3 protein-coding genes are annotated in these 14,555 nt (G+C 57.3%); all 3 read right to left on the bottom strand.

Translation table 11 applies throughout. The features are described 5' to 3' along the window. Positions 1–65: 65 nt before the first annotated feature. Positions 66–797: a hypothetical protein gene (locus tag ACQYWX_RS16785; protein WP_431685639.1), complete on the bottom strand. Its 732-nt coding sequence runs from the start codon at positions 795–797 to the stop codon at positions 66–68. Positions 798–930: 133 nt separating this feature from the next. After that, complete coding sequence (locus tag ACQYWX_RS16790) at positions 931–1,356, bottom strand: hypothetical protein (protein ID WP_431685640.1); 426 nt, start codon at positions 1,354–1,356, stop codon at positions 931–933. 302 nt (positions 1,357–1,658) lie between these two features. Then, positions 1,659–14,525, bottom strand: a complete 12,867-nt coding sequence (locus ACQYWX_RS16795; RefSeq protein WP_431685641.1) for a tandem-95 repeat protein — start codon at positions 14,523–14,525, stop codon at positions 1,659–1,661. Positions 14,526–14,555 lie beyond the last annotated feature (30 nt).

The following is a 14,555-nucleotide window of genomic DNA, read 5'->3' on the forward strand; positions in this document are numbered from 1 at the left end:
ACCTCAGTGAGCAAGCATAGTTATCGGATTACGCCGCCCGCCGCTCCACTTATTAGGGCGCTGCTTTATTCACGCAGCTCAACGGCGGACATGATCCTGCGAGCATCATCCAGCATTCTATGTAGACGATCATCCTTATCGCCTTGCTCAAAGGTCATGTCAAAAGAGACCGTCAAATAATAGTCGTCACTAAGAGGAACCGCCCAGTAGTATGAGTTGCGTAACCCCGCCGTTCCTTCACCAGTCAAGCTATAAGAAAGCCAAGTAACGCCGTTTATTTTCTCCTGTGTATATTCATTGGGAATTTGCACCAGAAACTGACTGGGAACGTCATCAGGGTCCATTCCATTTTTTGCAAACCGGCGCCTGACTTCCTGATTAACGCCATCCTCAGCTTCATAGTAGCGCCAATAGTCTTCCTTTAAATACTGAGTGAAAGAATCAAGATCATCTTTCTTTACAGAGGAGTGGGACTCAATCTTGTTAACATCCATTGTTAAGCATAACTTTCCTAATTGACCAAGATCACCTTGAACAATCGTTCCCTTATAGGCCCACCATTCAAATGCAACTTGAATAAAAGTCCTATTTAGCTTTTCTGTCGAATACGGCTCAAAATAGTCTGATTTCAAGTTCACTTGAGAAGGCAGCGCATCTCTTGGTGTACCGGGCATGTAAACATTACCCGGCAACGTAAAACGTAACTCATAGCCGCCGATATGGCATACCTTGGTATTTCTTACTGTAAAATCAGGCCCTTTGCCGGTCATTAGCTTTCCAAACAGCTTTTTTAGCATCCGCCTAACCTGTTTTGCTCACCTGTCATTTTTCCTTTTCAGCTCTTTTTCCATACATACAGGCGCCCAAACCCGCCCTTATTGGAGTGACTTTTAGGACATCGATAAAAATCAACCACTATCAACCAATACGCTATGGCGTATCATTAAAAGTCACGTATTCGGAAAGTAATTCAGTCGCATCATCGGTCGCGTCATAAGAATCCAACCCATTATTATCGACCAACCATTTCTGGTATTTGAGTACTTCCACTGACATTGAGTACAACAATGTGAATAGCGCCTCGTCCCTCCCGTGCTCGCTTAACAGGACAGAATAATCGCCTACGGCTATTTTGATGTATGGTTCAACATCATTACTGTAAGGGGCAAAAAATATAGAAACGCAGGACTCTTTATTTTTGCTTATAACAAACTCTTTATCGTGCAGATAAACAGGCACTCTAACTGGAAAGCTATAGCGTTGCCTCAGCCATTTGGCGAACTTTGTAAATGCAGAACGAATAGCCGGATCTATTTTAGAAGCCTTGATCCTCAAGCCTTGTCTGGTTGCGGTCATTTCTTTTCCTCAACTTTCGCCTATGCCATCTCCTGATGGGGGGAGATTAAACCATCTTTGCGAAAGCTAAAGAATTTCTAGTAGAAGGCAAGCAAACATTAGCCCTCATGAAGTAAAGCCGTGATTATTTCAGATAGAAGATTGTTCACCGGGAGGTGAATCTCACCTCCACTATCACGCCGTGGTAAGAATCAAGGGCGCGCGCTCTTTACGCCAATACCCTGGAGCTTTTCCAGCAGTCTGTGATGACATGAAAGCTCCGAAAATAGCATTCGGAGCTTCGCAAGCCTTGTGGAGATATATCAATACCCCTTAAACCGCCATACCGCCCCTACTCCCATCAAATCCACATGCTGGCCATCGAAGAATGCGCGTTTCAGGCGTATGGAGGCGTCGATGTTTTTGTGGAGGCGGTAGTTGAGGCCAAGGCCCAGTATGGGGTCGGTGTCGCCTTTGAGGTCGGGATTGATGTCGGCGCCGCTGAGTTGGATGTCGCCTTCCCAGAGGAACAGTCCGACTTCCGCTGAGAGAGTGATTTGTTCTCGCACGGGCCATAGGAAGCGGTTGGAGAGCGTCCAACCGGAACCGCTGACGGGATAGTGCTTTTCAACGGCGTTTTTGAGCGCTTCCGAGGTCAGCGCGCTGGCGCTCATGCTGACTTTGACGTTGCCGAGATCCAGAAAGCCGATTTCCGCTGCCATGTAGGGGTGATAGCGATAGCCAGCGAGGAACTGGTAGCCATAGCGGGAGACGTCATAGTTGTTGATGCTCACTGTAACGTCTTCGCTTTCCAGGCCACGTTTGAACTCTCCCGCTTCCTGGGAGCCGCTGGCGTGATAAGCGCCGAACTCAAGGTATCCGCGGTCCATCAAACGCCCCTTCATGGCCTCCCAGTCCGCCGCCTGAGAGACGTCAGGCGCGCCCAGGCTGACCATCAGAAACGCCGCCAGGACTGATGCGCGCAATTGCAGGTAGCGCCGGGACAGAATGCTCAGCCCCAGCAGCGCTAACAATAGCGTCCAGTTAATAGCGCCGCCGCCGGAACCGCCACCCTCGCTATCTATGTCGGAAGGCGTCCGCTTGTCCACCGCCACAACGCCAGGGTCTTCCACGGCGGCGTTGACCAGTCCATCCGCATCGTTGGGTCCGCCATCTTCAATGGTCAATTGCAGACAGTAATATCCGCTGATCAGTCCTACTTCCCAACTGTCATCTCCCGGGGGCGGACAATACCCCGGATTACCCAGTGCGGAGTGCAACTCGTTGTTGGCGTCGACCACAAATGTCGTCCAGTTATTGTTCTGGAATTTCCTATAGACGCCTCCCTCCGGCAACGGCTCGTCTTGCGGCAACACGACGCGAACGCTTTGACCCAGTGTGGCCAGATCATGCACTTCGAAGTCAAACACGCCGCCCTGGGGCTCAAACAAATCGTCCGTGTTAATGTCTGGCAGCGTCTGCAATTCTTCCGGCTCCAGCCGCGCGCCGCCGTTGGAGCCCAGGATGGCGAATTGCCCCAGGCGACAACGCACGCCAGGGTCGCATTCCACCAGATAAGAGCTGGTTTCCGACGCTACTTCCGGCAGTACGTTGGTGGCGGTGATGTTATCCAGATAATCCGGTATGCCATCGTCGTCACCGTCAGCAACGCCCTCTTCCGCGTCATTCACGCCATCGCCGTCCGTATCTACCGTCGGGTCGAGCGTTGGCAGCGCTGCAACTACCCGGAAATACAACTTGGCTTCATCAGTGGCGTTGCTGGCGTCCGCGACGGTCAGCTGCGCTTTATAGCGACCGCTGGCGAGACTGGCGGGACTGAACACCAGTTGAGCGTTGCTGGCGTTGCCATCTGTATCCACCAGGGCGTTGTCCGTGGCGCTCCAGTTGTAGGTGTGCGTGTCGCCCGGGTTCGGATCAGTGACCGTCGCAACAACCGTTACCGGCCCTCCGTCAGGGGTGACCTGAATGGTGTCCACACCGTTTTGACGCAGGCGCAGCGTGACGTCAGGCGCCACATTGCGTTCAACAATGGTGATGACATGCCTGATTTTCGCGCCGGCGTTGATGTCATAGATATTGGTCGGATCGTAACCGCCCGCCAGATCTTCCGCATTGGTGGTGCGGTCATCCAGACGAATAATCAGGCGTTCATCATTCTCCGTAATGCTGTCGGCGGTAAGCGCAATGCTGACGCTGGCCTCCGTCTGCCCGATATTGCCGGACTTGGTGAAGGTGACGCTGCCGTCGACGAGATTATGATCGCTGGAAGAAGCGGTGCTCAGACTGTCGATGACGTAAGGAATCGTCAGCGGATAGAACGGCGACTGTCCATTCAGAATCACTCTGAACTGTACGGTGGCGCCCTCTACGCTGATCTGATCCTTATTCACCGACACCAGCGGCCGAATGTTGACGACCTGGGTGGCGGTCGCCGCATTACCTTTACGGTCCACGCCGCGATAGGTGATGAGATTACGTCCCGGCGGCAGCAATACTGTATTGTTCAACAGCCCCTGCGCCCGCACGCTGCAGCAGTCGTCGCCATCCACATTGTCCGTCGCCAATACCGCAAGCATGGCTTCCACATCGGCGTCCGAAGCATTGGATGACAGCCCCAGCATCTTCCGCAAAGTAACCGGCGTATACAACGCGATCGCGTCGATAGTGATGTCTTCCGGCGCGACCACCACCGGCGGCGTAATATCGACGTAATCGTTGGCGTCGTTCGGGTTGGTGTTGTCCACGAACTCCTGATAATTGCTGATGGTGTCTCCATCCAGGTCTCCAGCGGCATCGCTGCTGTCGAAAGGATTAAAGCCATATAGCAACTCGAAGCTGTCGCTCATGCCGTCGTTGTCGTCGTCCGTATCGACATCGTTGGCGACGCCATCTGTATCGTTGTCGCCAATGACGGTGATGCTGAACGCCGCCAGGGACGCAGAGGCCTGTCCATCACTGATGCTCAGGACAATGCCGCTGTAGACGCCGGCGCTGCCGACAGCAGGCGTTCCAGTCAATGCGCCCGTCGTTGCGTTCAGACTCAGCCAGCTCGGACGGTTCGTCGCGGTCACCGTCAGTGCGCCGCTGTCTACATCAACCAGCGTCGGAGTGAAGCTGTAGGCCTGCCCTTCCAAAATTGAGGCCGTAGCCGTTCCACTGATCGTCGGGGCATCGTTGACCGGCGCAATCGCGATAGTCACCGTGGCTTTGTTGGAGCTGTCGCCTGCGTCATCTTTCACGCTGTACTCAAAGCTGTCGGAGCCGAACACATTGGCGTTGGGCGTGTAGGTCAAAGTGCCGTCGCCATTGTCCGTCACCGCGCCTTTGCCTGGCGCGCTTTCGATACTGATGGCGGAGGCGTCCAGTACGCCGTCCACATCCTGGTCGTTATCCAGCACCTCGATCACTACGGCGGTGTCTTCATTGGTAGTTGCGCTGTCGTTATTGGCGAGCGGCGCGTCATTCAAGGAGCCGGTAGTCAGCGTCACGGTGGCGGTGTTCGACAAGGCGTCGCTGTCGTCCTTCACACGATATTGGAACTGATCCGTTCCGCTAAATGTCGAGGACGGCGTATAACTGACAGCGCCAGTGCTGACATTAATATTAACGACGCCATGCAATGGCGCCGCCACGATTTCCACCGTCGCGGGCTGCAAGACTCCATCCACATCCATGTCATTGGCCAATACATTGATCGCATGCGCGCTGACTTCCAATATTCTCGCTGCATCATTCTTCGCGACCGGCGCATCATTGACGCTGTTAACCGTCACCGCGACCGTGGCGATATTGGAAGCAGAGCCGCCGTTGTCCTTCACAATGTAGGTAAAGCTGTCCGCGCCATGATAATTCTCTTCGGGCTCATAACGTATGACGCCGGTAGTGGCGTTAACCGTTGCGGCGCCGTGAGACGCGTTCGCTATAAGCGTAACGGTGGACGCTTGCAACACGCCGTCAGAATCGGTGTCGTTATCCAGCACAGCAATATCGACGGCCGTATCCTCATCCGTCGTCGCACTGTCATCGGCGGCATTTGGCAAGACGTTGGAGCCATTTACGTTGACGATGACTATCGCCACATTCGACAAAGCCCCCTGCCCGTCTTTCACTGTGTAGGAGAAACTGTCGCTACCGCTAAAACCAGCAACCGGCGTGTAGTCGATCTTACCTGCGTTTACGACCGCAGCGCCCTGTGAAGGCGTGGCGACAATCGTCAGCGTGGTCGCATCCACCGCGTCATCAATATCGGTATCATTAGCGGCGACATCTATGGATACAGGCGCGCCTGTATTAGTAGCTGCGACATCCGCCACCGCTATCGGCGCATCATTGACCGCCCCTACCGTAATGGACACCAAGGCCGCAGCGGAAACCCCGCCATGCACATCCTCCACGGTATAGCTAAAGCTGTCGGCGCCGTTATAGTCAGCCTCGGGCTCATAGACGACGACACCTGAGGCTACGCTCACCTTGGCGACGCCATGGCTCGGGGCGGCAGTCACGAGAACGCTGGCTGGGTTGATCTGGCTGTCCTCATCCGTGTCGTTGTTAAGCACCTTGATGGAAACGGCGACATCTTCATCCGTCGTCGCCGTATCCGCCGTTGCTTCCGGAACATGGTTGCCGACGGTGAAAGACAATCCGCTGGTCAAGCCGGCGTAGGCGTTGCCCAGAGTATCGGTCAATGCTTCCGCGCCGATGCGCACATAGTAGCCCTGGTTTGGCGTGAAATTATCCGTCGGGTCAACAGTGACTGTAGCGCCGCTGATAACCACCTGAGAAGAGCTGACTTCAATCGCTTCCACCAGCCCATCGTCGGCGGAGCGATAGAGGCTGATCTGTGTCGCAGACCCGCTGCCTGTCGCTACATCCTCATCGAAGGTCAAGGACAGGGTCGCGTTATATTCCACATCCACAGCGCCGTTGGCCGGCGTTGAACTGCTCAACGTGGGCCCGCTGCCATCGTAACTGAGGCTGAACTGAGTCGCCGCCGCGCTATTATTGCCAGCGGTATCCTGGGCCGCGCTGGCGGCGATATCCAGGGTGACGGAACCATCCGCGGTCGGTGTAACCGTGACGCTGTAGTTACCACTACCGTTATCGGTAAACCCACTCAAACTCGCGTTGCCGGCGACGATATCGCTGACTGCAAATCCGCTCACGGTTTCGCCGAATGCGATGGTGGCGGAGAACGCAGCGTTAGTTGGATTGCTGGCGGAGGAGCTGATCACCGGCGTCGGCGCTGTGCCGTCGTAGACGATGCTGAACTGCGTCGCCGCCGTGTTGGCGTTGCCGGCGGTGTCCTGAGCCACGCTGGCGGAGATATCCAGGGTGACGGTTCCATCTGCGGATGGCGTCGCCGTCACGCTGTAGCTGCCGCCGCCATTGTCAGTGAAACTGCTCAGGCTGGCGTTGCCGGCGACAATATCGCTGACCACGAAGCCGTTGACAGACTCGCCAAAGCTTATGGAAACAGTGAACGCCGCATTGGTCGGGTCAGACGCCGTGCTGCTGAGACTCGGAGTCGGCGCCGTGGAGTCCAGTGTGGCGGCGGCGGTCTGCGCGGCGCTGACGTTGCCGCTGACATCCGTCAACGTTACGGACAGCGTCAACGAACCATCGCTCAGTCCGGACAGGCTGGCGAGAGTGATGCTCTGGCTTGCGCTGCTCAAGGTTCCGGAGCCAGTCACGGCGGTTCCTCCGCCACTGGACGTCACGCTGTAGTTATACTCTGAACCCGTTTCGCCGGAGGTAAATACAAAGGTGCTCGCGCTAGCCTCACTGGCGTTGATAAGCGTATCGTTGAAGGCCACCGAGAACCCGGAGGGCGCGGTGGAGTCAACCGTGAAGCTGGTCAGGGTCAGCGCCGCACTGGCGTTGCCGGCGGCGTCAGTCACTGTCAGCGTGCAATCGGAATAGGTTCCATCCGCGAGGACGCTGCTGTTATCCGTCCCTGTCAACGTGATTGTCTGAGTTCCCGAGGGCACGGCGCCTTCCGCTGCGCTGCCGCAACTACCGCCCACCGCCAGGGTTCCCGCCTCGGTAGTGGAGAAACCTACATTCGGGGTGGTGTCGGAGGTCGGCGTCAACACGGCGGTGGTTTCCGCCAGCGTCGGGGCCGTCGCATCCAGCGTGGCGTTGGCGGTTACGGCGGTAGCGGCGTTGCCGCTGGCGTCAGTGACCACCACAGACAGGGTCAATGTCCCGTCGGAGAGTCCACTCACATTCACCCCGGTCACCTGCTGCGTCGCACTGGTGAGTGAGCCGCTTCCTGTCACGTTGGTTCCACCACCTGAGCTGGAAATGCTATAGCTGAATGTCGCGCCCACCTCCGCACTGGCGAAAGTGAAGCTCTGACTGGCGGCCTCCGTGGCGTTGATTGTCCCATCGTCAAAACTGACGCTGTGTCCGCTGGGCGTTGTTGTATCCAGCGCTGCGGTATTAGTGACAGCCGTTGCGGCGTTGCCGGCGGTATCCGTCAAAATGACCGACAGAGTCAGGGTTCCGTCAGCAAGTCCGCTCAGATCCAGACTGGTGATTTGCTGGCTGGCGCTGGCGATGGTTCCGTTTCCGCTAACCGTCGTTCCGCCGCCAGAGCTGCTGATGCTGTAGCTATAGCTCGCGCCCACCTCCGCACTGGCGAAAGTAAAGCTTTGGCTGGCGGCTTCACTGGCGTTAATTGTGCCGTCGTCAAAGCTGACGCTATGACCGCTGGGCGCTGTGGTATCCACAGTGAACGCCGTAATCGCCAATGCCGTACTGGCGTTGCCGACCGCGTCAGTGACGGTAACGGTACAGTCGCTATAGGTTCCATCCGACAACGCGCTGCTGTTGTCGGTCTGCGTCAGCGTAATGCTGTGATTGCCGGTACTGCCGAGATTTAATGAGCTGCTGGTGCCGCAACTGCCGCCCAGACTGAGCGCTCCTGCTTCATCTGTGCTGAAGGTGATATTGGGCGTATTGTCATTGGTCGGCGTCGTAACCGGCGTGATCAAACTCAGAGTCGGCGCCGTGGTGTCAATCACCAGCGCTTTGTTGGCGCCCAGGGAATTCGTCGCGCCAGGAGTGGCCAAAGTCAGGGTCGCTTCGTTACCTGCGTCATCGACAATAGACCCGCCATTCAGGCCAAGCGCGCCGGTTCCTGTGTAATCCAGATCCGTACTGGTATCGCCGGACTGCACGGTATAGGCGAAATTCAACGTAGAGCCGCCGGAACCGGAGGCGTAATTGACGTTTTGATCGGTTGCGCCGGTTTCTAACTGCAATTGCGGCGTGCCGGAGACGAACACGGATTGGTCGAACAGGATTTGGATAGACACGCCATCTCCCGCTTTATAAGACCCGTTGGCGGTTGACGAGGTAACGGAGGAAACTGTCGGCGCCTGGGTATCCACGGTCGCATTGCTGGTGTCCGAAACGAAGGCGGTGTTCCCCGCGTTGTCCGTAGCGGTCACGGAGATATTCAGATTACTGCTGTCGATAGCCCCGGCGACCAGGGTGTAGGTCGCCGTCCAGGTGTCGCTGCTGTTGGAAGCGCTGACTGAGGCCCCGCCGCCAAAGGCGGTGAAGTTCACGGTCACAGTACTAATGGTGTCGCTATTGTTGTCCCCCGTCGCAGCGGTGTCGTTCCAGGTTGCCGTGACAATATCGCCAATCTTGTAGGCGCCGCTGGTTCCGGTAGCGCCCGAGATTGAGACCTTGGCGTCGGTCAGTGTCGGCGCAACATTATCCACCGTGACATTATCCGCGCCGGCGGTGGCTTTGGTGTTGCCGGCATTGTCGGTAGCGGTGACGGTGACATTCTGGTTTGTCGCGTCGATGGCGCCGGAGAGAATGGTGTAGGTCGCCGTCCAGGTGTTAGAGATGTTGCTGGCGGCGACGGAAGAGCCGCCAAAGGCGGAGAAGTCGACGCTCACGCCACTGATAGTGTCGCTGTTATTCTCTCCGCCGCTGGTATTGTTCCAGATGGCGGTAACGATATCGCCAGTTTTGTACGCGCCGCTGGTTCCAGAGCCGCCTGACAGGGAGATATTGCCGGAAGTCACCGTCGGCGCGACATTGTCCACCGTCGCGTTGGTGGTGTCAGATGTGGTTTTGCTGAGACCGTCTACATCCGTCGCCGTGACGGATACATTCAGGTTGGTTCCGTCAATGGAGCCGGACGTTATCAGGTAGGTCGCGGTCCAGGAATTCGCCGAATTGCTGGCGGCAACAGAAGAGCCGCCGCCGAATGCGGAGAAGTTAACAGTTACGCCAGTGATATCGCCATTGTTATCGCCGGAGCCCGTGTCATCCCAGGTGGCGGTGACGGTATCGCCAATTTTATATGCGCCGCTGGTTCCAGAGCCGCCAGAAATGGAAATCTTGGCGTCGGTGACGGTGGGCGCCACGATGGAAAGCGTGGTGTCGTTGCCACTGGAGCCGAGATAACTCACAGTCAGCGGCAGGCCATTTAGCGTCGTGGATTTATCCCCTTCCGACAGCCCGTTGAAAATGCCGCTGACCGCGTCGCTGGCGTCGTTATTGATGATCACGAAACTGTCGCCGCCACTGCCGGTGTAACTGCCAATGACGCTCAAGGTTCCGCCCAGGGTCACTGTACCGGTGACATTGTATTGATCATAGCTGGAGCCGGCGGAGGTTCCGTTGATGCGGGTAACCAATGTGCCGCCGCTGTTTACGGTGAGGCCGTTACCCAGGGTGAGATCGCCGGGGGAGCTTCCTATCTGCAGCGTACCGCCGCTGTTCACGGTCACCAGACCGCTGATGGAGCCCTCGCCTTGTAATGTGGTTCCGCTGGCGACGCTGACTGCGCCTCCGACCGCGCCGCTGACATCCATGGTTCCAGCGGACAGCGCAATGGACCCGGTATTGGTGTTGGTTGCGCTCAGCGTCAGCGTTCCCGCACCGGTTTTAGTCAGTCCGCCTGAGCCGCTGATCACGCCGGACCAGGTTAACGCGTTGGCATGGCTGATCGTCCCATTGCTGGCCCCTAGACTGAGAGCGTTGTCGATAGTTACCCCGGAGCCGGTCACAATGAGTGAGCCACCATCCAGCGTCAATGTATCTGACCCAAGGTTGCTGTCTCCGGCGATACTGACGCTTCCTGCGGTGACGTTAAGCCCGCCTGTCTGGGTCTGGGCGCCGGACAGCGTCAATGTTCCTGCTCCGGATTTGGTCAGGGAGCTGGAGCCGCTGATTACGCCGGACCAGGTAATATCGTTGGCGTTGCTTAGCGTAGCGTCGCCACCCATGACCAGATTGTTGGAGATAGTTACGCCAGACCCTGTCACAGTCAAAAGGCTGCTGCTGTTTAGCGTCACACTGCCTGATCCCAGATTAGAGCTATCTGTGACGCTTAAACCGTTTGTACCGCTAACCGTGGCTCCGCCGGAGAAGGTGTTGGTTGCCGATAGAGTCAATGCAGGACCGCCGGTTTTAGCGAAACTTCCGCTTCCTGAAATGACGCCGGACAGGACCTTGGCGCCACTTACCGCCCCGACTGTACCGCCTCCGGCCCCAAGGGAGATGGCGTTATCAACGGTAAAGGTTGCGCCGGTCAGGTTCAGCGTACCGCTATCCAGCGTAATGGCGCCGCTGGAGAGATTGCCGTCACTGGAAACCGCCAGCGTTCCCGCCGAGACAGTGATCGCGCCGCTGAAAGAAGCAGAGTTCCCCGTATTCGACAACGTCAGCGTTGACGCGCCGGTTTTCGTCAGTGCGTTGGAACCCGACAACAAGCCGGAGGCAGTGACACTGTTGCTGACGCTGAATGTGCTGTCCGCCGCGACATTGATGGCGTTGTTGATCGTGGTCGATCCAGTCACCGTCAGCGTCCCTCCGTTCAACACCAACTGCCCGCTTCCCACATTGCTGTCGGACGCTATGCTGAGCGCGCCTGCGCTGATCGTGGTGGTTCCGCTGTAAGTCTGAGTTCCAGTCAGCGTCAGCGTGCCCGCACCGGTTTTGCTCAGGCTGCCGGTTCCCGCAAATATGGTTCCGATAGACCCAGTATCGCCGCTGCCATTATTCATTGTCAGCGTGACGCCGCCGCCCAGGGTCAGCGTTCCACCGGAGATAGTCGCGCCGGTGGCTGAATCCAGATCCAGAGTCAGGCTCTCCGCCAGACTGGAAGCGGATGTGGCGGATATCGTCTGCCCCGCCATGGTGCTGGCGAGAATCAGGGTTTGAGTGCCGGTTCCGTCCGCATTGGCGATGGCGATGGCTTCGCTGAAACTTACGCCATCGGTCTGATCAATAGAGGCCGTATCCGTGGTGTTGGTGATGTAGATGCTGTCGGACTGCACGGTGGCGTCCGCAGTGGTGGATTTGGAGCCATCGCTTAAGGTGAAGCGGACCGAGGCGTCTCCTCCAGGCGTATCATTGCGATAGGTGACCCGGCTCATGACGTCCGACACCAGCGCCGTCGTCGCGGCAGTGCTGGAACTGTTAAACGTGATCGACAGGACGCCATTGGCGTTGGTAAATGAAGCGAAGGTTTGCCCCGAGGATTGCAAATCACTCCCATTGACCGAAAACGCAGCGCCGCTGCTGGTGTCAAACCCGAACAGATCGCTGGTAACAGCGCCGCCGACCCGCTGCACGGTCAAGGTTCCGCCGGAATAGTCTCCATTGCCGCCATTGAGCGCATCCAGCTCCGTATCGCTGCCGCTGGCGTCGCCGCCGGAGTCGAGATTCACGGTTGCGCCTACGCCAGCCCAGGAGACGGAGTCGCCGTTTAGATTGGAGATGACGGGAGCGTTGTTGGTGGTGGAGGTGATGGAGGAGCTGTTCGCGCTGCTCAACCCGCCAGAGGTGGCTTTGAGCGCAATGGTATCGGTGGCCCCGCCATTAGTGTACTGCAACGCCAGGTTGGTATAAGTGGCGGAGCCGCTGCTGGGCGTGAGCGTTACCGTGGTTCCAGAACCGTCGCCATCGCCGGTTCCCGACATGCTGTTGACGGTCCCATCCAATACGCCATCGTTGGGGTCCGTCACGCTAAGGACGATATCCGTGCTATAGCCGACATCCAACGTACTGGAGCCATCCACCGCCTGCACTACCGGAACGGTGGTAAAGCTGGTGGAAGAGCCGCTATCAATACTGGTCGGCGCCGGCTGCGTGGAAAATATCAACTGGGTCGCCACCACATCCGAGGTGACTGTGCTGGAGGTCCCATCGCTGAGCCCGGAAGCGGCGGCGGTCAAAGCGAAGTTTTCCTGGTCTGCAGTGGCGGTGTAGGCCACGTTTGTGAAAGTGGCCACACCGCTGACAGGGGTCTGCGTGGTGGTTCCAGACAAAACGCCGCTGCTGGATTCCGACAGGCTGATGTCGCTGGCGTAATCCACATCCACGTTGCTGAAAATATCCGTCGCAGCCACGACCGGCTGCGTGGTCAGCGCTGAACCTGAGGTGGAGCCCGCTGGCTGCGTCGAAAACGTCAGCTTGGACGCGGTGATATCCAACGTTGTGCCGGAACCATTGGTGACAGCGCTTTGACCGCTCGCCATCTGCGTGCCGGATGCCCCCACCACAAGATCGCTATCGCCATCCACACTGAGAATAATGGTGTGATCTTCGGTTAACCCTGTGGGGGTCCCGTAATAGCCGCTGACTGTGTAAGTTTCGCTGCTATTGTCCGCAACGGAAATGCTCAGGCTGGAAAAAGTGACGGTGTCCGAGGCGCCGTTGTAGCTGCCGGCGACGAAGCTGGCGTCATTTCCGTTCAGTCGCCAGATAATATTGCCTCGCTCTGTATCCGAGCTGGTGCCGGTGACATTCAGGACGACCTGACTGACGGTCATGGGCAGGCCATCCCCACCTCCGCCATCCGTCAGGGTGAAGTCGAACAGATTCACCGCCTCCCCGGCTGTGTCCACGGTGGAGCTTAACCCCACAGGTTCCGTGACGACGGCGGAGGCGGTCAGGGTTCCGTCGGAATCTTTCCCGGATTGCAGGTTGGTGAGGGCGATATTATCCAGCTTCACCCAGTGCATGGTGGTGCTGTCGGCATACTGGATCGTAAAGCTGGTGATGTCCGTCCACTGCGCGCCGGAAAAGCTGATCGTGGTTCCCGAACTGGCGCTGACCGGGCCGGATGAATCCTGGGTTCCGCCTTTGCTGGAGGTGATCCTGATCGTTTTGGTAGGGGCGCCAAAGCCTTGATAGATATAGATGCTGCTCAGACTGAAGGTTTCGCCGCCGGTGAAATAAACGCTGGTCGTGGTTTGCAAAGACGTGTTAGTGGAAACGTAGACATACCCGGTGTTGTAGTTGTACAGATCTTTGGAGCCGCTGCCGCCGGATTTAACTTTGATAGTGTATGAGGTGCCGCTGATCGTGTAGCTTTTGGCGTTGGCGTAACCTGTCGGCATATTGCCCAGGGCCAGCGTACCGCTGAATGGCAATATCGAGGTGTAATCCACCATCGCGATAGAGTCGAAACGCGGCCTGGTTTTGATGTCGCCTTTTTTGATTTCCAGGTCCCAATCGCCGCCCAGTCCTTCCGCGCCAGTGAGATCGTTGGAGGCGGCAACGTCCACATGAGCGGCTGCGGACACCAGCTCCAGCAACGCCTCCCCTTTTTCACTCTGCGCCAGATTACAGCCATAAAACATGACGTCCGCGCCATCCTTCATCGCCCGATCCATGGACGCCAGCGTGTTGATCTCCTGGCTTAGCGCCTCCTTGTTGACCACAGAGTCGCCGAGGTAAAGTGCCCCATCCTGAGCATGGGAAAAGATATGCAGGGCCTCAAGGTTGCGATAGCGAGACAGAATCGCCGTTAACTGCGCCAGACCACTTTCTCCCTCGCGCAATACTTCAAACGCCACGCCCGCCGCCCGCTGTTCATAGATTCGATGCTTCTCAGGCACGGCGGCGTCGATAATCACCAGCTCTTTGGTCGCCGTGGCGTTGGCCAGCTCCAGTTCGTCAGCCGTTGAGCGTGGCGCGGGAGTGCGCTCCCATCCCGCCGACAACGCATTTCCGACAGGCAGCGCCGCAGCAGAACCCTGCGCCAGCAATCCGGCATAGGCCCCGCCAGAACTTCCCCGCCGTCCGCCCTGATAGGAATACCCACCGCCTGCGCCCAAGCCCGCATGTGAAGCGCCGCTCAGTCCCAGGGAAACAAAGACAGAGGTTAATCCATTCAGCAGAAATCTATTCATAAGTCTGACTCGCTAGCGGACATCGCAGAT

Origin of the sequence: Hahella sp. NBU794 (assembly GCF_050749805.1) — a bacterium.
GTDB lineage: Bacteria > Pseudomonadota > Gammaproteobacteria > Pseudomonadales > Oleiphilaceae > Hahella.